The following is an 18083-nucleotide window of genomic DNA, read 5'->3' as shown; positions in this document are numbered from 1 at the left end:
TGAAGTCCTCGATTAAGCGAAGATCTCTTCAACCGTCTTGCCGCGCTTGGCTGCTACTTCAGCTGGTGTCGTCGACACAGACAAAGCATCCAAGGTTGCACGAACCATGTTGTAAGGGTTGGAAGAGCCGTGGCTCTTGGCTACGATGTCAGTGATACCCACGACTTCGAAAACGGCACGCATTGGACCGCCGGCGATGATGCCCGTACCCTTTGGTGCTGGAGCCATCATCACGCTTGCTGCGCCATGGTGACCCATCACTTTGTGATGGATAGAACCATTCTTCAACGTTACCTTGATCATGTTACGGCGAGCTTCTTCCATGGCTTTCTGCACTGCTGCAGGCACTTCCTTGGACTTACCCTTACCCATACCAATACGACCATCACCGTCACCAACCACAGTCAGAGCAGCGAAACCGAGAATACGGCCGCCTTTCACGACTTTGGTCACGCGGTTGATCGCGATCATCTTTTCGCGCAGACCGTCCTCTGGACCCTCGGCCTTACCTTGCATTTTTGCTTGAACTTTAGCCATCTTAATTTCCGATCTGCTTAGAACTGCAAGCCAGCTTCACGCGCGGCATCAGCCAACGCCTTGACGCGACCGTGGTAGGCGAAACCGGAACGGTCAAACGCCACCTTTTCAACGCCAGCTGCCTTCGCTTTTTCAGCGACGCGCTTACCGATGATTTGTGCTGCTGCGACGTTTCCGCCTTTGCCAGTTGCACCGAGGCACTTGCGAACTTCTGCTTCAGCAGTTGATGCGCAGGCAATCACTTTGCCGCCGTCGCCGGAGATAACGCTGGCATAGATGTGCAGGTTTGTACGTGTAACAGTCAAACGTGCGACGCCTTGCGTTGCAATACGGATGCGGGTCTGACGTGCCCGACGAAGACGCTGCTCTTTTTTGGTCAACATGATGCAGCTCCTTATTTCTTCTTCGTTTCTTTGATCGTGATCTTCTCATCCGCATAACGGATGCCCTTACCCTTGTAGGGCTCAGGTGGGCGAATAGCACGGATCTCAGCGGCGATCTGACCCACACGTTGGCGGTCAGCACCTTTGATCAAGATTTCAGTAGGTGTCGGTGTGGCCACAGAAATACCGGAAGGCATTTCAAGGTTCACTGGGTGCGAGTAACCAACAGCCAAGTTCAACTTGGTGCCTGTTGCTTGCGCCTTGTAACCCACACCAATCAGGCTCAGCTTACGCTCGAAGCCTTTGGTAACGCCAACGACCATATTGTTGACCAACTGGCGGAAGGTGCCAGTCATTGCGTCAGCTTCACGAGAGTCGTTTGCGGGTTTGAAGCTGAGCTTGCCAGCTTCATTTTGGATATTCACCAGGCTGTTTTGAGCCAATTGCAGGGTGCCGCCAGTGCCTTTCACGCTGATTTGACCAGCTTGAATGGACACTTCAACACCTGCAGGAACGGTGACGGGGAGTTTGCCTACGCGGGACATTCTTTATTACTCCTGTAGCGTTAAGCGACGTAGCACAGCACTTCGCCACCGACACCGGTAGCGCGCGCTTTGCGATCTGTCATAACACCCTTCGGTGTAGTCACGATAGCAACACCCAAGCCGTTTTGGACTTGAGGAATCGCTTCGCTGCCGCGGTAAACGCGCAGGCCAGGACGGCTCACACGCTCAATACGCTCGATCACAGGGCGACCGGCGTAATATTTCAAGGCGATTTGCAACTCGGCTTTGCCACCTTCGGTGGAAACCTTGAAGCCATCAATGTAGCCTTCTTCTTTCAACACTTGTGCAATTGCGATCTTCACTTTGGAAGAAGGCACGGACACTGTTGTCTTCGCAACCATTTGTGCATTGCGAATGCGTGTCAACAGGTCGGCGATTGGATCACTCATACTCATGTTCAGTTCTCCTATCGCTTACCAGCTGGCCTTGACAATGCCGGGGATCTCGCCAGCAAATGCCATTTCACGGATCTTCGCGCGAGCCAGACCGAAGTGCTGGAACGTCCCACGGGGACGACCCGTGATGGAGCAGCGGTTACGCTGGCGAGTGGGGTTTGCATTACGGGGCAACTTTTGCAGACCCAGACGGGCTGCAGCACGCTCTTCGTCAGAACGTTTTGCGTCACCAGCGATAGCCTTCAGTTCCGCATATTTCTTAGCGTACTTAGCAGCCAACTTGTCGCGCTTGAGCTCGCGCTCGATTAAAGCCATTTTAGCCACAGGTCACCTCAGTTCTTGAACGGGAAGCGGAAGCCAGCGAGCAGTGCCTTGCACTCTTCGTCTGTCTTAGCCGTCGTGGTGATGCTGATATTGAGGCCGCGCAAGGCATCAACCTTGTCATATTCAATCTCAGGGAAAATGATCTGCTCTTTAACGCCGATGTTGTAGTTACCACGGCCATCAAAAGCGCGACCAGAAATACCACGGAAGTCACGAACGCGGGGCAAAGCCACGGTCACGAAACGATCCAGGAATTCGTACATCTGAACGCCACGCAGAGTCACCATGCAACCGATAGCCTGGCCTTCGCGGATTTTGAAACCAGCGATAGCTTTCTTGGACTTGGTCACCACGGGCTTCTGGCCTGCGATCTTGGTCAGGTCGGACACAGCGTGATCCATGACCTTCTTGTCGGCAACGGCTTCGCTCACACCCATGTTCAGGGTGATTTTGGTCAAACGTGGCACTTGCATGGGCGAGGTGTAGCCAAACTTGGCTGTCAACTCAGGCGCCACTTTTTCGCGGTAGTGTTGTTGTAGACGTGCCATGTTTATGCCACCTTGATTTCTTCGCCGCTGGACTTGTAAACGCGAACGCGTTTGCCATCAGCCAGCACCTTGATACCAACACGGTCAGCCTTGCCGGTTGCCGCATTGAAGATGGCAACGTTGGACTGGTGAATAGGCATGGTTTTTTCAACGATGCCGCCGGTTGTGCCCTTCATAGGGTTTGGCTTGGTGTGCTTTTTCACCAAGTTGATGCCCTCGACGACTACGTGAGAGTCGTCAGCGCGCAAGGAGATCACTCCGCGCTTACCCTTATCGCGACCTGCGATAACGATGACTTCGTCGCCTTTGCGAATCTTGTTCATGGCGGGTCCTTACAAAACTTCAGGAGCCAAGGACACGATCTTCATGAACTTTTCAGTGCGCAATTCGCGGGTCACTGGTCCGAAGATGCGGGTGCCGATAGGCTCCAACTTGGCGTTGAGCAACACAGCTGCGTTGCCGTCGAATTTCACCAAAGAACCGTCGCCACGGCGGATGCCCTTGGCAGTACGAACTACTACAGCGCTATAGACTTCGCCTTTTTTGACGCGTCCACGTGGAGCAGCTTCTTTGATGGAAACTTTGATGATGTCGCCGACGCTTGCATAGCGACGCTTCGACCCGCCCAGCACCTTGATGCAGAGAACGGATTTCGCGCCGGTGTTGTCGGCAACTTCCAGTCGAGATTCAGTTTGGATCATTTCATTATTCCCAACTTGCACCTGGAGCTGCTTTGCCACACTGGCAACTACAAAACCAAGTCAGTCTTGGGCCCGCTATCCGTCGCACAAACCACTTGCACGATTTCTATTTGGGCAGAACCTTCAGCTTTTTCAAGCGAAGCCCACTATTGTGCCAGTCCTTAAACCGGCAGTCAACTACTTTTAAACCGGAATTTCCATGTATTGGCGTGCCAAGGCTACAAATTCTTGGCATTCCGACGACATTCCGGTCTCCTCTTCGAGGATTTCAGCAACCTTCACTGCAACCGACGCCGCTAATCGGGCATCCAAAAACAGCATGCGGCAACGGCGTGCCAGTACGTCTTCCACTTTAATTGCGTATTCGTACCGAGCCGCGTATCGCACCATGGCTTCTGTCAACCCCGGAGCTATTTCGTTTTGTGCACCCTCAAGCGCCAAGACAGCTGCGTAATCCCATCCATAAGAGTGGGCACCTTGCGGTGCCGCCATGGCGCTTTGGGCGACTTCGCCTCCCTGGGCACCCTGCAAACGCAGGTTTTCAGTCACCCCGGCGGGGCGCGAGTCAATCAGTTGGTGGTCTGCACACTTTGCTAGGACGTCTTCGGCCATGGCGCGGTACGTCGTCCATTTACCGCCTGTCACTGTCACCAAGCCACTGCGACTTACCAACACCGTATGCTCACGACTGATCGTCTTGGTGTTTTCACCATCATCGGCTTGCGATTTGACCAATGGACGAAGCCCAACCCAAATGCTACGGATGTCAGAGTGGGCAGGCGCTTTAGTCAAATACCGTGCGGACTCTCTTAATATGAAGTCCAACTCCTCTTTGAAGGGCTTTGGCTCTCGGTCGAGGTCAGCTCGCGGCGTATCCGTGGTGCCAAGAATCACTTTTCCAAGCCAGGGCACGGCGAACAGCACGCGACCGTCTTGCGTTTTCGGCACCATCAGAGCGGTGTCGCCACCCAAAAACTCGCGATCCACAACGATATGCACGCCTTGGCTTGGTGCGACCATGGGTTTGGTAGGACTCCGGCCATCGTTGGGATTTGCTGCGCCATCTTTTTCCCGGAGGCCATCGACCCAAACGCCGGTAGCGTTCACCACACATTTGGCACGAATAGTGAACTGCCGACCACTCAAGGTGTCTTCACATTCGAGGCCGGAGATCTTTCCATCCATATAAGTCAAAGACTTGGCAGCGCAGTAATTAACCAAGAGCGCCCCCTTCGACGCCGCGGTCCGCGCTATGGACAGTGCGAGACGGGCGTCATCAAACTGTCCATCCCAATACTTCACGCCTCCTTTGAGGCCGGCAGGCGCAACCCGGGGCACCAGGCGCTGAGTCTCCGCTGCGCTTAAAAACTCCGTTTTACCCAACCCCGCCTTGCCTGCGAGAAAATCGTAGGCAGTAAGCCCCGCTCCGTAAAAGGGCGTTTCCCACCATTTGTAAGAGGGCATCACAAAAGCCAAAGGCTGCGCAAGGTGTGGCGCGTTCCGTAACAGCGTCGTGCGCTCATGCAACGCCTCTCGCACCAGGGATATATTTCCCTGCGCCAAATAGCGCACCCCGCCATGCAGAAGCTTGGTCGCCCGTGAAGAGGTCCCTTTTGCAAAGTCGTGAGATTCGATCAACACTACACGAAAACCCCTGGCTGCTGCATCCAAGGCAACACCGAGCCCCGTCGCGCCCCCGCCTACTACGGCAAGGTCGTACTCTTGGGGCTCTGCAAGACGGTTCAGCAAGTCTGCTCGCATCGTCGTATTGCTTGAAGGGGTGGCGCTCATAGGGTTCACTCAATATCCAAATTCTCAGGCATTTCTGTTGCGCCCATGCCTACGGGCAAAGGGCGGCTGAAGTCGCAAGGTCTGCGCTCCTGCCGCCCTTTTCTTCAAGAAGACTTAACGCACTTTTCCATTTTTCCAGGCGTTCAGCAGCGTGTCGTAAGCGATGGTTTCACCCTTCGGCTTTTCGTTTGCCAATTTCTTCCAAGGGGCGCCCTTATCGCTCAGCCACTTGTCGGGGCTGCTCTTGGCGTTCAACTTGGGTGGGCACACCGCCATACCGGAGCGCTCCAAACGAGCCATCACGCTGTCCATCTCTTCTGCGAGGTTATCCATCGCAGCCTGGGGTGTCTTCTCACCGGTCACAGCCACGGCAACGTTCTTCCACCACAGTTGCGCCAACTTGGGATAGTCAGGCACGTTGGTTCCGGTCGGGGTCCACGCCACGCGCGCAGGGCTGCGGTAGAACTCCACCAAACCACCCAGCTTAGGCGCCATGTCGGTCATCGCCTTTGACTGGATGTCCGATTCGCGGATAGGTGTCAGGCCCACAATGGTCTTCTTTAGCGAAGTGGTCTTGGCAGTTACGAACTGCGCATAGAGCCATGCGGCGGCGACTTTGTTGGCATCATGGTCTTTAAAGAAAGTCCAAGAACCGACGTCCTGGTAGCCGTTCTGCATGCCCTGCTTCCAATACGGACCATTGGGGCCTGGGGCCATGCGCCATTTTGGAGTTCCATCGGCATTCACGACAGGCAAACCGGGCTTGATCATGTCCGCAGTGAAAGCGGTATACCAAAAAATTTGCTGCGCAATCTGGCCCTGTGCAGGCACGGGACCGGCTTCGCCAAAGGTCATGCCGATCGCTTCTTTCGGCGAATACTTTTTCATCCAGTCGATGTATTTCGTCAATGCATAGACTGCCGCCGGAGAGTTGGTCGCACCGCCGCGGGACACCGAGGCGCCCTGGGGAGTGCATCCATCCGCAGATGCGCGAATGCCCCACTCATCGACCGGTTTGCCGTTTGGAATACCGATATCCGCAGTACCCGCCATGGACAGCCACGCATCTGTGAAGCGCCAGCCCAGAGAAGGATCCTTCTTGCCGTAATCCATGTGGCCGTAGATCGGCTTGCCATCAATCGTCTTGACGTCTTCACTGAAGAACGCAGCAATGTCTTCATAGGCGCTCCAGTTCAAGGGAACACCCAACTCATAGCCGTATTTGGCCTTGAACTTTGCCTTCAATTCAGGCTTCTCAAACAAGTCCGCGCGGAACCAATACAGGTTGGCGAACTGCTGGTCTGGCAGCTGGTAGAGCTTTTTGTCCGGCCCGGTCGTGAAACTGGTGCCGATGAAATCCTTCAAATCAAGACCCGGGTTGGTCCACTCTTTGCCGCCGCCTGCCATGTAGTCGGTCAGATTCATGATCTTTCCGTAGCGGTAGTGGGTCCCGATCAGATCAGAGTCCGTAATCCAGCCGTCATAGATGGACTTTCCGGACTGCATGGAGGTCTGCAGTTTCTCGACGACGTCACCTTCGCCGATCAGATCGTGTTTGACCTTGATACCGGTGATTTCCTCGAATGCCTTGGCGAGTGTTTTGGACTCATATTCGTGGGTTGCAATGGTTTCCGACACGACGGAAATTTCCTTCACGCCCTTGCCCTGCAGCTTCTTGGCAGCATCGATAAACCACTTCATTTCAGTGGCCTGCTGCGCTTTGCTCAAAGTAGAAGGCTGGAACTCACTGTCAGATCCACTTCTTGGCGGCCGCCTCATCGGCCCAGCTCTGGGACCCCAGGGCACAAGCCATCGCGACAGCCAATACGGAATATCTCAATTTCATTGTCAATCTCCTCGTTGTAGTGCAACCCTGTGAAAGAAAATGCAACGACCCCAGGGGGCGACAAGCCGCTGCTGAAATCCTTAGATCAACCCTTGCGCATGACCCAAGCGAGTAGCGCCATCGATGCCACAAAGCTGAACCAGATAGAAGGTTCAGCCTCCAAACTGAGCCACTCCGTCAGCCGGCCACTCACCCCGACAAAAGCCAAATTCACATAGGCCGCACTGAGCAGTCCTACAAACAAGCGGTCACCCCGCGTCGTCTCCATCGGCAGGAAACCCTTGCGCATGGTGGTCGGGGACTTCAACTCCCAGACCGTCATCCCGATCAGCATCAGGGCGATGCACACAAAAAATACAGCCACCGGTGTGGTCCACGCCATCCATTCAAACATCGTGAACTCCCTTTAAACACGGCCCATCGCGAAACCCTTCGCGATGTAATTGCGGACAAACCAGATCACGATGGCCCCCGGCACGATGGTCAACACACCTGCCGCAGCGAGCGTGGCCCAGTCCATCCCCGAGGCCGAAACGGTACGGGTCATCGTGGCAGCAATCGGCTTTGCATTTACGCTGGTCAGCGTACGTGCCAGCAACAATTCCACCCAGCTGAACATGAAGCAGAAGAACGCAGCCACCCCGATGCCGGCCTTGATCAGCGGAATAAAGATACGGATGAAGAAACGCGGAAACGAATAACCGTCGATATAGGCTGTTTCATCAATTTCCCGGGGGATGCCACTCATGAAACCCTCAAGAATCCAGACCGCCAACGGAACGTTGAACAGCAAGTGGACCAAGGCCACAGCGATGTGGGTATCCATCAACCCCACCGAGGTATAGAGCTGGAAAAATGGCAGCAAAAATACGGCAGGCGGTGTCATCCGGTTGGTCAACAACCAAAAGAACACATGCTTGTCACCCAGAAAGCTGTAGCGCGAAAACGCATAAGCCGCCGGCAGTGCCACCGTCAAAGAGATGACGGTATTGATCCCCACATAAATCAGGCTGTTGATGTACCCCGAGTACCAGGCGGGGTCGGTCAATATCGTCTTGTAGTTGTCCCAGGTGAAGTGATCCGGGAAGAGCGTGAAACCCGCAAGAATCTCGTTATTCGTCTTGAACGACATGTTGATCATCCAGTAGATGGGCAACAGGGCGAACACGATGTACGCCATCATGAACAACGAGCGCTTTTGAAACTTGGGCTTATTCATGGCCACCTTCCTTCGCCTGGGTGCCTACGCGCTGCATCCAGTTGTACAAAATAAAGCACATCAACAAAATGATGAGGAAATAGATCAGCGAGAACGCGGCGGCCGGGCCCAGATCAAACTGCCCCACCGCCTTCTGCGTCAAAAACTGCGACAAGAATGTAGTGGAGTTCCCCGGGCCGCCGCCGGTCAATACAAAGGGCTCGGTGTAGATCATGAAACTGTCCATGAACCGCAAGAGCACCGCAATCATGAGCACCCCACGCATCTTGGGTAACTGCACATAGCGGAATACATCCCACTTGCTGGCACCGTCAATACTTGCGGCTTGGTAGTACGCGTCAGGAATCGAACGCAGTCCCGCATAACCCAACAAGGCGACCAGCGGAGTCCAGTGCCACACATCCATCAGCAGCACTGTGAGCCAGGCGTGCAAGGCATTGCCCGTGTAGCTGTAGTCGATGCCCATGCCTTGCAGGGCCGCTCCCATTAGGCCGATATCGGTCCGCCCGAAAATCTGCCAAATCGTGCCCACCACGTTCCACGGAATCAACAACGAGAGCGACACAATCACCAAGGCTGCTGACGATTTCCAGCCATGTGCCGGCATGGACAGCGCCAACAAGATGCCGAGCGGCAGCTCAACCGCCAATACGGCAAAAGAATAAGAAATCTGCCGCAACAAGGCACCGTGCAGCTCTTCGTCGCGCATGATGGCGGCGAACCACTCAGTGCCCACAAAGACCCGGCGCTCCGGCGAAATGATGTCCTGCACCGAATAGTTCACAACCACCATCAAAGGCAGGATGGCTGAGAAAGCCACACAAATCAGCACCGGCAAAATCAGGAACCAGGCCTTCTGGTTCACCGGCTTGGTTGTCGTACTCATGCCACGATCTCCTCATTTTGGTAGAAGCACGTTTGGGGGCCCATGACCTGCATCCACACCGCGTCGCCGGGGGCCCATAAAGTTGCGTCCGGCGCAAGGCGGGCCTTGAGCACCTGCCCTTCCCGGGCAACGCTCAGAATGACGTGCGTACCGACGTCCTGCACCTGCGTGACTGTCATCGGCAGCGCCCCCACGGCACCGGCCTCGGCTACCCGCACATGCTCCGGGCGCACACCCAGCTTGTAGGCGCCTTCTGGCAGCGCACGGTTGGCGGGCATATCCACGGTCGCGCCAAGGGTGTGAAAACGCCCACCCGTGTGCTGTCCCGACAAAAAATTCATGCCCGGTGAGCCAATAAAGTGCCCTACAAAGGTGTGCTTGGGCCGCTCGAACAGATCTGCAGCAGACCCCACTTGAACCGCACGTCCGCGCGTCATCACCACCACCTGATCGGCGAAGGTCAAAGCCTCCACCTGGTCATGGGTCACATAAATCAAGGTGAGCTTGAGCTCGTGGTGGATCTGCTTGAGCTTGCGGCGCAGTTGCCACTTCAGGTGGGGGTCAATGACCGTCAACGGTTCATCAAACAAAACCGCAGACACATCGGGACGCACCAGCCCACGACCCAGTGAAATTTTCTGTTTCGCGTCGGCGGCCAAGCCCGCTGCGCGTTGGTTCAGCTGGCCACTCATCTCCAGCATCTCCGCAATCACCCCGACCCGTTTCTTGATCTGGTCGGCCGGCATCTTCCGGTTGCGCAGGGGAAAGGCAAGGTTCTCCGCCACCGTCATGGTGTCGTAAATCACCGGAAACTGAAACACCTGAGCGATGTTGCGCTGCTGGGGTGTCATCCGGGTCATGTCCTGCCCGTCAAAGCGCACCGTACCTTGTGACGGCGTAACCAGCCCCGACATGATGTTGAGCAGCGTGGTCTTTCCGCAGCCCGAGGGGCCCAAGAGCGCGTAAGCACCTCCATCCTCAAATGCCATCTTGAGAGGCAACAGGGCGTAATCGCTGTCCTGCTGGGGGTTGGGCCGGTAAGCGTGGGCCAAATCAAGTTCTATGCGAGCCATATCAACGTCCTTTGCCGCGCACCGGGGCCATCAACAACAAGCCTTGTGCATCAAACACATAGACCTGCGCCGGGTTGAAGTAAAAAGTGACCGCTTGACCGAGGTCGAAGTGATGCACACCCGTCAGCTGCGCGACCAGCTCCCCCACCGGGGTCTCGAAATGCACAAAGGTGTCTGTGCCCGAAATTTCTGCCAACTCCACCCGCCCGGCCAAGGCAATGTCGCCATCCATCCAGTGCACCCGCAGTGCGCTGGCACGCATGCCCACCGTGAGGGCTTGTGGCGCCACGGCCGGCAAGGCCATGGGGATCAATGCGCCTCCCGTGAGTTGCACACCACCAGTTGCAGGCTGGGCCGCCAGCAAGTTCATGGGCGGGTCACTAAAAGCACGAGCCACCCGGATGGAGCACGGCGCGTGAAACACCTCTGCCGTGGGCCCGTATTGCAGCAACTCACCTTGATCCAGCACCGCGGTATAGCCGCCCAGCAAAAGGGCTTCGCCGGGCTCAGTGGTCGCATAAATGACCGTGGAGTCCCCTGCCGCAAACAAAGCGGTCAGTTCATCGCGGAGCTCTTCACGCAGTTTGTAGTCCAGGTTCACCAAAGGTTCGTCCAGCAACATCAAGGGCGCACCCTTGGCCAGCGCCCGGGCCAAGGCGACGCGTTGCTGCTGCCCCCCCGAGAGCTCTGCCGGATAGCGGTCCAGAAACATCTCAATGTGGAGCTTCTCCGCCAGCTCGCGGACGCGCTGATCGATGTTTTTCTCGCCGCGCAGCTTCAGAGGCGAAGCGATGTTGTCGCGCACCTTGAGCGAGGGGTAATTGATGAATTGCTGGTAGACCATGGCCACGTTGCGCTCCCGCACGGGCATGCCGGTGACATCTATACCGTCTACACGCACGATGCCGGCCGTGGGCACATCCAAGCCGGCCATGATGCGCATCAAGCTGGTTTTGCCCGCTTGCGTAGCACCCAACAGCACCGTCACCGCACCACTGCGTGGAGCGAGCGTCATGTCATACAGCCAGGTTTGCGGACCGACTTTCTTGCTGATGCTTTCGAGATTCAATTGCATCACGCCACCTTTTTTTGTTGCATTGCGAATCCGTAGATTTTCGAATTTGCAAATTATTGTTCGTTTTGATTCGTTTTTTCTTGGTGATTACCCTGAAATAATTCCTTTTGATTCGTTTTATAGTCTGGGCGCCTACAAGCTTTGGGGGTACAAATACGCATGAATCCAAATCCCCGACAACTCACACTGCTCTCCGTCGTCCAGGCCAAAGGCACAGTGACGGTCGATGAATTGGCAGACACGCTGGGCGTCACACTGCAAACCGTGCGCCGCGACGTACAGCGCCTGGCAGACGAGGGCTTGCTGGCCCGCTTTCATGGCGGCGTCCGGGTGCCAAGCTCCACCACCGAAAACCTGGCCCACCAACAGCGCGAAAGCCTCAACGCCGATGGCAAGCAGCGCATTGCCCGCCAAGTGGCGCAAGCCGTACCCAACGACTGCTCCCTGATCCTGAACATCGGAACCACCACCGAGGCGGTAGCCCGCGCCCTGCTGCACCACACCGGTTTACGGGTCATTACCAACAACCTGAATGTGGCCAGCATCCTGAGCACCAATCCGCGCTGCGAAGTCATCGTGGTCGGTGGCGTGGTGCGCGGCCGGGACCAGGGCATCGTGGGCGAAGCCGCTGTGGATTTCATCCGCCAATTCAAGGTGGATTTGGCGCTGATTGGCATTTCCGGCATCGAGTCTGACGGCACCCTGCGGGACTACGACTACCGCGAGGTCAAGGTGGCACAAACCATCATCTCCCACGCCCGCGAGGTCTGGCTTGCTGCCGACATCAGCAAATTCAACCGCCCCGCCATGGTCGAAGTCGCCACGCTGTCGCAAATCGACCGACTGTTCACCGACGCACAGCCACCGGCGCCGTTTCCTGCGTTACTCGAAGAAGCACAAGTACGACTCGACGTGGCTCAGGCCTGAGCCCACCGCCACAGCGACGCGCTTTGCCGCACACCCACCTTTTCTGACCCTACGCTTATGACCTATATCCTCGCGCTTGACCAAGGCACCTCCAGCTCCCGCAGCATCGTGTTTGACGAGGCGGGCCACACCGTGGCGATGGCCCAGTTGGAGCTGCAACAAATCTACCCCCAGCCCGGCTGGGTCGAACACGACGCCCAAGAGATCTGGCGCATCCAGCTCGCCACCGCACGCGAAGCGCTGGCCAAAGCCGGCATTACCGCCGCGCAGGTCAAGGCCATCGGCATTACCAACCAGCGCGAGACGACGGTTGTGTGGAATCGCAAAACAGGTGTCCCCATCCACCATGCCATCGTCTGGCAGGACCGGCGGGCAGAGCCCACCTGTGCCGACTTGCGCGAGCGCGGGCTGGCCGACACCATCCAAACCAAAACCGGCCTCCTGGTGGATGCGTATTTTTCAGGCACCAAGCTCAAGTGGATTCTGGACAACGTGCCCGGCGCACGCGCCCAAGCCGCCCACGGAGAGCTCGCCTTCGGCACCATCGACAGCTGGTTGATCTGGCAGCTGACCGAGGGCCGTGTGCACGTCACGGACGTAAGCAACGCCTCCCGCACCATGCTCTTCAATGTGCATACCAATCTGTGGGACGACGACTTGCTGGCCGCGCTGGACATTCCGGCCAGCCTGATGCCCGCGGTGCAACCCTCGGCCTCCCTGTTCGGGGAAGTCGTGCCCAGCCTCTTCGGCCATGCGATTCCGATCGGTGGCGTGGCGGGTGACCAGCAAAGTGCGCTGTTCGGCCAAGCCTGCTTCAAAGCCGGCATGGTCAAAAACACCTATGGCACCGGATGCTTCATGCTCATGCACACCGGCAGCACCTTCCAGACCTCGCGCAACGGACTCATCACCACCAGTGCAGCCCAAGCCAACACCCAGCCCCAATACGCGCTCGAAGGCAGCGTGTTCGTAGGGGGAGCCGTGGTGCAGTGGCTGCGTGACGGGCTGCACGCCATCCAGGGCAGCGGCGAAGTGCAAAGTCTGGCGCAAAGCGTGCCCGATTCAGGCGGCGTGATTGTGGTGCCCGCCTTTACAGGTCTGGGAGCACCCTATTGGAAGCCTGATGCACGGGGCTCGATTACAGGCCTTACCCGGGGCTCTACCCTTGCCCACATTGCGCGGGCTGCTCTCGAAAGCATAGCATTCCAAAGCGCGGCACTCTTGCAGGCCATGAGCCGCGATGCTGTCAGTGCAGGTGCTGCTGCCGTGTCAGAGCTGCGGGTGGATGGGGGCGCGTGTGTCAATGACTTGCTGATGCAATTCCAGGCTGACCTTCTGGGCATTCCGGTGGTGCGCCCTGCGGTGACCGAAACCACAGCCCTAGGGGCCGCCTACCTGGCCGGCCTGACCACGGGCGTGTACAGCAACACTGACGAGTTAACCCAGCTGTGGAAGGCCGAGCGCCGCTTCCTCCCCACCCTGCCGCCCGCACGCGCCAAGGAGCTGATGGAGCGCTGGGAGCACGCAGTGCGCCAGACCACCCTCTAAACTCGGGCGCTCTGACTTTTCAACGCACAGGACTCAGCATGGGCAAGCGCATTGCATTCATCGGCGGCGGCAATATGGCCAGCGCCATCATCGGCGGGCTGCTCCGCCAAGGGTTTTCGGCCGCAGATATCGATGTGGTGGAACCCTGGGCAGAAGCTCGCACCCGGCTGGCAACCGATTTCGGCCTGCAGCCGCAGCCCGAAGCCGGCGCCTTTTTGGCCGGCGCAGACCTGATCGTTTGGGCGGTCAAACCCCAGACCTTCAAAGAGGCCGCCGCGGCGGTGAGCAACCACAACCGCACAGCCCTCCACCTGAGCGTGGCCGCAGGCATTACCACTGACAGCATTGCCACCTGGCTGGGCAGCGAACGCATCATCCGCACCATGCCCAACACACCGGCATTGATCGGCAAAGGAATCACGGCTCTCTTTGGCCGCACGGGTGTCACTCAGGCGGACAAAGACTGGGCCAACGAGGTAATCGCTACCACCGGCGCCACGGTCTGGCTCACGGCGGAAGCGCAGCTCGATGCGGTCACCGCCCTCAGCGGCTCCGGGCCGGCCTATATGTTTTATTTCATGGAAGCCATGACCGATGCGGGGGTCCGCATGGGGCTCAACCGCGTCCAGGCGTATCAACTGGCTGTGGCCACCTTTATCGGCGCGGGCGAACTGGCACGTGCCTCCTCTGAAGCACCTGAGAGCCTGCGCGCAAAAGTCACCTCCAAAGGCGGCACCACCTATGCGGCCATCACCAGCATGGATGAAAGCGGCATCAAAGACCTGTTTGCCAAAGCCCTGTTTGCCGCACACCACCGTGCCGGCGAGCTCGGTGCGGAGTTCGGCAAGGCCTGAGGGCCGCCTGTCGATGTAACAGTTGGTGAAGCTGGGGCTGCGCCGCTACGATGTGGCGCATGCGCTCTGACACCCGACTCCTTCGCTTCGCGCCCCTGTGGGGCTTGTGTGTGGCCCTGCTCTCACTAAGCGGCTGCGCACCCCTACCCTCGGGCGGGGTGGCAGACGGGCCGGCCCCCACGGCGCAGGCCCGTTATGAATGGCTGAACCGCATCACCTGGGGGGCCAACACCGCCACCGCCCGGGTAGTGGAACAACAGGGCAGCGCGCGCTGGCTGCAGCAGCAACTCCAACCCCAAGGCGCCAGCCTGCCCGAGAGCGCCCAGGCCACCGTCAGCGCCATGACCATCAGCCAGACCGGCTTGACCGATCTGGTGCACACCATGGAAAAGCAGCGCAAAGACGCCGATGCACTGCGGGACGACGTAGCCAAAAAAGCCGCCCAGCAGGCCTACCAGCAAGAGCTCAACCGCCTCGCCCGCGAAGCCGCCACTCGCCATGTGCTACGAGCGCTCTACAGCCCGGCGCAGGTGCAAGAGCAAATGACATGGTTCTGGCTGAACCACTTCAATGTGCACCTCAGCAAGCACAACCTGCGGGCGATGCTGGGCGACTATGAAGACAGCGCCCTGCGGCCGCACGCCCTTGGGCGCTTCCGCGATCTGCTCGGCGCGGTGAGCTACCACCCGGCGATGCTGCGGTATCTGGACAACGACCAGAATGCCGCAGGCCGCATCAACGAAAACTTTGCCCGCGAGCTGATGGAGCTGCACACCCTGGGGGTGGATGCCGGTTACACCCAGAAAGACGTCCAAGAGCTGGCCCGCGTGCTCACCGGGCTGGGCGTCAACATGAACAGCGGCAACCCCAATCTGCGCAAAGAGTTAAACCTCTTCTATGTGCGCAAAGGCATTTTTGAATTCAATCCCCAGCGGCATGACACAGGGCCCAAGGCCCTGCTGGGCCAAGCCATCACCGGCGAGGGTCTGGCCGAAATAGAGCAGGCGCTGGACCTGCTGGCACGCCACCCGGCGACGGCCCGGTTCGTGAGCCGCAAGCTTGCGACCTTCTGGCTGTCTGACACCCCGCCCCAGGCCCTTGTGGACCGGATGGCAGCCACTTGGCGAGCGACCGATGGCCAGATTGCCCGTGTGCTGGAAACACTGTTTACCGCGCCGGAATTTACCAATGCCCGCCCCACCAAGTTCAAAGACCCGATGCGCTATGTGCTGTCCTCGGTACGGCTGGCGTATGACGACAAAGCGGTGCTCAACGTTGGCCCGGTACTCAACTGGATCAACCGCATGGGACAGCCGCTCTACGGCCGCCAAACGCCTGACGGCTACCCCCTGGTCGCCAGCGCGTGGGACAGCGCCGGCCAACTCACCACCCGGTTTGAAATTGCCAAGGCCATTGGCTCTGGCAGCGCGGGCCTCTTTAAATCCGACGGCCCGCAATCGACCGAAAAAGCCGCATTCCCCCAGCTGGCCAATGCGCTGTATTACCAGGCCATCCAAAGCGGCCTGAGCAGCGCCACCCGCGCAGCGCTCGACCAAGCCAACTCGCCGCAGGAGTGGAACACCTTCCTGCTGGCCGCCCCGGAGTCCATGCGCCGCTAGCGCTCGAGCGCGCTTGCCCCCAGACTTCGGCCCCAACCGCCACACACCCCGCTTCAGGAGCCAGCACCATGCAACGACGTCACTTTCTGCACACCGCGCTGCACACCGGTGCAGCTGCTGCCCTGGGCCTGCCCGGGGTGCAACTGCACGCGGCCACAGGCCCGGCCACCGGGGCACCCCGGTTTTTGATGGTGTTTTTGCGCGGCGGCATGGATGCGGCCAGCCTGCTCCCCCCGGTGAGCAGCAGCTTTTATTACGAGGTACGGCCTGACATCGCCATCGCCAAACCCGACGCCGACCTGACCAGCGCCCTGCCCCTCACCGCCGACTGGGGGCTGCACCCGGCCCTGCGGGACACCCTTTACCCGCTCTACCAACAAGGCGAACTCGCCTTTGTGCCTTACAGCGGCACCGATAACCTGTCGCGCAGCCACTTCGAAACGCAAGACAGCATCGAGCTGGGCCAGCAAAACCACAGCAGCACCGCCTATGGCTCAGGCTTTCTGAACCGGCTGGCAAAGCAGCTGCAAGGGCGCCCCGCTGTTACCAGCCCCGCACCCATGGCGTTTACTGACCAACTGCCGATTGCGCTGCAAGGCGAACTGCGCGTTCCGAACACCAGCTTGCGCAACCTGACCAAACCGTCGGTGGACACGCGCCAGAGCCGCATCATTGCCGCCATGTATCAAGGCACGGCCCTGGAGGGCACGGTGCAAAGCGGCTTCGCGGTGCGTGAGCAAGTGATGCGCGAAATGTCAGCCGAGATGGATGCCGCCAGCCGCGGCGCCATTACCGCCAAAGGCTTTGAGCTGGAAGCCCGCCGCATCGCCCGCCTGATGCGCGAGCAATACGCGCTGGGCTTTGTGGATGTGGGTGGCTGGGACACGCATGTGGCCCAGGGCGGCGCGACCGGCTATCTGGCCAGCCGCCTCGACGAGCTGGGCCAAGGCCTGGCCGCTTTTTCTCAAGAAATGGGGAGCGCTTGGCGCAACACCGTGGTGGTCGTCATGAGCGAGTTCGGCCGCACTTTCCGGCAGAACGGCAACCGTGGCACCGACCATGGCCACGGCAGCGTGATGTGGGTGCTAGGTAGGGCGGTGCGCGGCAAGCAAGTGGTCGGCGAGCAGGTGCAGATGACGGCGGCCACCCTGTTCCAGAACCGCGACTACGCGGTGCTGAATGAATACCGCAGCGTGTTGGGCGGCATCTTTAAACGCCAGTGGGGTCTGAGCGACAGCCAGCTCAGCACCGTTTTCCCTGGGTTCAAGGGCGCGCGCGACTGGGGTCTAGTCTAAACGGCCACGCGTCGCAAAAGACTCGCGCGCCTGTCACACAGGGTTCACGGTGAGGGCGCAATCTGTGCAGGCGGCATGTTGCCGTGATTCACAAAAAAGCGAGCCCTGAATGACCCAAGACACTTCCCCCGTGGCCGACACCGTGGCAGACGATCTGGTGGACGACGACTTTGAGACCATCGGCGACTACCACCGCATGGCTGCCCAACACTTCCAGGCCGCCGCCAAACACCATCTGGCCGCTGCCGCAGCCGATGACGAAGGCGACGACGAAGCCAACGCCCGCCACGCTTTTCTGGCCTACCGCCACCAGCTCAACGGCGTGCAGTGCGCCGAGATCGCCATGATGGAAAGCGACAGCCTGGACGATCCGTTTGACGTTCCTTCGGAAGACGACGGCCAGTAGTCCGCTGCACGGGATCATGAAAAGCGGGATTTGAGCGCTAGCCGGCTCAATGGTTTTGACCACCGCACCCTGTAAATGAAAAAACCCGCT

General features: G+C 58.6%; 20 protein-coding genes and 1 pseudogene. 6 read left to right on the top strand and 15 right to left on the bottom strand.

All coding sequences use genetic code 11. The features are described 5' to 3' along the window. Nucleotides 1-12: 12 nt before the first annotated feature. The 15 genes and pseudogenes from rpsE to RAE19_RS11060 form a co-directional block, all read right to left on the bottom strand. Nucleotides 13-537 carry a 30S ribosomal protein S5 gene (gene rpsE / locus RAE19_RS11130; protein ID WP_313874948.1) on the bottom strand — a complete coding sequence of 175 codons (525 nt, stop codon included), beginning with the start codon at nt 535-537 and terminating at the stop codon, nt 13-15. Nucleotides 538-554: 17 nt separating this feature from the next. Beyond that, entirely contained in the window at nt 555-920 is a 366-nt protein-coding gene (gene rplR, locus RAE19_RS11125; RefSeq protein ID WP_313874947.1) for a 50S ribosomal protein L18, read from the bottom strand. Between the two features lie 11 nt (nt 921-931). After that, nucleotides 932-1465 (bottom strand): 50S ribosomal protein L6, encoded by a 534-nt coding sequence (gene rplF, locus RAE19_RS11120; RefSeq protein ID WP_313874946.1) that lies wholly within the window; start codon nt 1463-1465, stop codon nt 932-934. Nucleotides 1466-1485: 20 nt separating this feature from the next. Continuing rightward, on the bottom strand, nt 1486-1881 hold the full coding sequence (gene rpsH, locus RAE19_RS11115; protein WP_313874945.1) for a 30S ribosomal protein S8: 396 nt from the start codon (nt 1879-1881) through the stop codon (nt 1486-1488). Nucleotides 1882-1899: 18 nt separating this feature from the next. Continuing rightward, entirely contained in the window at nt 1900-2205 is a 306-nt protein-coding gene (gene rpsN / locus RAE19_RS11110) for a 30S ribosomal protein S14 (RefSeq protein ID WP_313874944.1), read from the bottom strand. An 8-nt stretch (nt 2206-2213) separates the two neighbouring features. Continuing rightward, nucleotides 2214-2753, bottom strand: coding sequence for a 50S ribosomal protein L5 (gene rplE / locus RAE19_RS11105; protein WP_087496065.1), 540 nt, complete (start codon nt 2751-2753; stop codon nt 2214-2216). A gap of 2 nt (nt 2754-2755) precedes the next feature. Beyond that, nucleotides 2756-3076 carry a 50S ribosomal protein L24 gene (rplX, locus tag RAE19_RS11100; RefSeq protein WP_087496064.1) on the bottom strand — a complete coding sequence of 107 codons (321 nt, stop codon included), beginning with the start codon at nt 3074-3076 and terminating at the stop codon, nt 2756-2758. A 9-nt stretch (nt 3077-3085) separates the two neighbouring features. Further along, nucleotides 3086-3454, bottom strand: a complete 369-nt coding sequence (rplN, locus tag RAE19_RS11095) for a 50S ribosomal protein L14 (RefSeq protein ID WP_007861702.1) — start codon at nt 3452-3454, stop codon at nt 3086-3088. A 183-nt stretch (nt 3455-3637) separates the two neighbouring features. After that, nucleotides 3638-5245, bottom strand: a complete 1608-nt coding sequence (locus RAE19_RS11090) for a glycerol-3-phosphate dehydrogenase/oxidase (RefSeq protein WP_313874943.1) — start codon at nt 5243-5245, stop codon at nt 3638-3640. Nucleotides 5246-5359: 114 nt separating this feature from the next. Further along, nucleotides 5360-7091 (bottom strand): annotated as a pseudogene (locus tag RAE19_RS11085) (ABC transporter substrate-binding protein). 85 nt (nt 7092-7176) lie between these two features. Beyond that, nucleotides 7177-7485, bottom strand: a complete 309-nt coding sequence (locus RAE19_RS11080) for a DUF2160 domain-containing protein (protein ID WP_313874942.1) — start codon at nt 7483-7485, stop codon at nt 7177-7179. Nucleotides 7486-7497: 12 nt separating this feature from the next. Then, a complete protein-coding gene (locus tag RAE19_RS11075; protein WP_313874941.1) occupies nt 7498-8310 on the bottom strand; it encodes a carbohydrate ABC transporter permease in 813 nt (270 codons plus the stop codon). Beyond that, nucleotides 8303-9196, bottom strand: coding sequence for a carbohydrate ABC transporter permease (locus RAE19_RS11070; protein WP_313874940.1), 894 nt, complete (start codon nt 9194-9196; stop codon nt 8303-8305). The genes RAE19_RS11075 and RAE19_RS11070 overlap by 8 nt, the downstream gene beginning before the upstream one ends. Continuing rightward, nucleotides 9193-10269 (bottom strand): ABC transporter ATP-binding protein, encoded by a 1077-nt coding sequence (locus tag RAE19_RS11065; protein ID WP_313874939.1) that lies wholly within the window; start codon nt 10267-10269, stop codon nt 9193-9195. The genes RAE19_RS11070 and RAE19_RS11065 overlap by 4 nt, the downstream gene beginning before the upstream one ends. Before the next feature lies 1 nt (nt 10270). After that, nucleotides 10271-11344, bottom strand: a complete 1074-nt coding sequence (locus tag RAE19_RS11060; protein ID WP_313874938.1) for an ABC transporter ATP-binding protein — start codon at nt 11342-11344, stop codon at nt 10271-10273. Nucleotides 11345-11503: 159 nt separating this feature from the next. Here RAE19_RS11060 and RAE19_RS11055 point away from each other — a divergent pair, with 159 nt between their 5' ends. The 6 genes from RAE19_RS11055 (at nt 11504) to RAE19_RS11030 (ending at nt 17993) form a co-directional block, all read left to right on the top strand. Then, nucleotides 11504-12271, top strand: a complete 768-nt coding sequence (locus RAE19_RS11055) for a DeoR/GlpR family DNA-binding transcription regulator (protein WP_313874937.1) — start codon at nt 11504-11506, stop codon at nt 12269-12271. A gap of 57 nt (nt 12272-12328) precedes the next feature. Continuing rightward, the gene (gene glpK, locus RAE19_RS11050) at nt 12329-13819 is read left to right on the top strand and encodes a glycerol kinase GlpK (RefSeq protein ID WP_313874936.1); all 1491 of its coding nucleotides are present in this window, start codon (nt 12329-12331) and stop codon (nt 13817-13819) included. A 38-nt stretch (nt 13820-13857) separates the two neighbouring features. After that, nucleotides 13858-14673: a pyrroline-5-carboxylate reductase gene (gene proC, locus RAE19_RS11045; RefSeq protein ID WP_313874935.1), complete on the top strand. Its 816-nt coding sequence runs from the start codon at nt 13858-13860 to the stop codon at nt 14671-14673. Between the two features lie 59 nt (nt 14674-14732). After that, complete coding sequence (locus RAE19_RS11040; RefSeq protein ID WP_313874934.1) at nt 14733-16292, top strand: DUF1800 domain-containing protein; 1560 nt, start codon at nt 14733-14735, stop codon at nt 16290-16292. Between the two features lie 68 nt (nt 16293-16360). Next, complete coding sequence (locus RAE19_RS11035; RefSeq protein ID WP_313874933.1) at nt 16361-17587, top strand: DUF1501 domain-containing protein; 1227 nt, start codon at nt 16361-16363, stop codon at nt 17585-17587. 109 nt (nt 17588-17696) lie between these two features. After that, the gene (locus RAE19_RS11030; RefSeq protein ID WP_313874932.1) at nt 17697-17993 is read left to right on the top strand and encodes a hypothetical protein; all 297 of its coding nucleotides are present in this window, start codon (nt 17697-17699) and stop codon (nt 17991-17993) included. Nucleotides 17994-18083 lie beyond the last annotated feature (90 nt).

Origin of the sequence: Rhodoferax potami (assembly GCF_032193805.1) — a bacterium.
Lineage (GTDB): Bacteria > Pseudomonadota > Gammaproteobacteria > Burkholderiales > Burkholderiaceae_C > Allorhodoferax > Allorhodoferax potami_A.
The sequence above is the reverse complement of the archived record's forward strand: the minus strand, read 5'-3'. Positions and strand labels throughout refer to the sequence as shown.

Excerpts from the sequence above, each read along its gene's own strand:
- rpsE (WP_313874948.1), bottom strand. The coding sequence starts at position 537 with ATGGCTAAAGTTCAAGCAAAAATGCAAGGTAAGGCCGAGGGTCCAGAG.
- rplR (WP_313874947.1), bottom strand. The coding sequence starts at position 920 with ATGTTGACCAAAAAAGAGCAGCGTCTTCGTCGGGCACGTCAGACCCGC.
- rplF (WP_313874946.1), bottom strand. The coding sequence starts at position 1,465 with ATGTCCCGCGTAGGCAAACTCCCCGTCACCGTTCCTGCAGGTGTTGAA.
- rpsH (WP_313874945.1), bottom strand. The coding sequence starts at position 1,881 with ATGAGTATGAGTGATCCAATCGCCGACCTGTTGACACGCATTCGCAAT.
- rplE (WP_087496065.1), bottom strand. The coding sequence starts at position 2,753 with ATGGCACGTCTACAACAACACTACCGCGAAAAAGTGGCGCCTGAGTTG.
- rplX (WP_087496064.1), bottom strand. The coding sequence starts at position 3,076 with ATGAACAAGATTCGCAAAGGCGACGAAGTCATCGTTATCGCAGGTCGC.
- rplN (WP_007861702.1), bottom strand. The coding sequence starts at position 3,454 with ATGATCCAAACTGAATCTCGACTGGAAGTTGCCGACAACACCGGCGCG.
- RAE19_RS11090 (WP_313874943.1), bottom strand. The coding sequence starts at position 5,245 with ATGAGCGCCACCCCTTCAAGCAATACGACGATGCGAGCAGACTTGCTG.
- RAE19_RS11080 (WP_313874942.1), bottom strand. The coding sequence starts at position 7,485 with ATGTTTGAATGGATGGCGTGGACCACACCGGTGGCTGTATTTTTTGTG.
- RAE19_RS11075 (WP_313874941.1), bottom strand. The coding sequence starts at position 8,310 with ATGAATAAGCCCAAGTTTCAAAAGCGCTCGTTGTTCATGATGGCGTAC.
- RAE19_RS11070 (WP_313874940.1), bottom strand. The coding sequence starts at position 9,196 with ATGAGTACGACAACCAAGCCGGTGAACCAGAAGGCCTGGTTCCTGATT.
- RAE19_RS11065 (WP_313874939.1), bottom strand. The coding sequence starts at position 10,269 with ATGGCTCGCATAGAACTTGATTTGGCCCACGCTTACCGGCCCAACCCC.
- RAE19_RS11060 (WP_313874938.1), bottom strand. The coding sequence starts at position 11,344 with ATGCAATTGAATCTCGAAAGCATCAGCAAGAAAGTCGGTCCGCAAACC.
- RAE19_RS11055 (WP_313874937.1), top strand. The coding sequence starts at position 11,504 with ATGAATCCAAATCCCCGACAACTCACACTGCTCTCCGTCGTCCAGGCC.
- glpK (WP_313874936.1), top strand. The coding sequence starts at position 12,329 with ATGACCTATATCCTCGCGCTTGACCAAGGCACCTCCAGCTCCCGCAGC.
- proC (WP_313874935.1), top strand. The coding sequence starts at position 13,858 with ATGGGCAAGCGCATTGCATTCATCGGCGGCGGCAATATGGCCAGCGCC.
- RAE19_RS11040 (WP_313874934.1), top strand. The coding sequence starts at position 14,733 with ATGCGCTCTGACACCCGACTCCTTCGCTTCGCGCCCCTGTGGGGCTTG.
- RAE19_RS11035 (WP_313874933.1), top strand. The coding sequence starts at position 16,361 with ATGCAACGACGTCACTTTCTGCACACCGCGCTGCACACCGGTGCAGCT.
- RAE19_RS11030 (WP_313874932.1), top strand. The coding sequence starts at position 17,697 with ATGACCCAAGACACTTCCCCCGTGGCCGACACCGTGGCAGACGATCTG.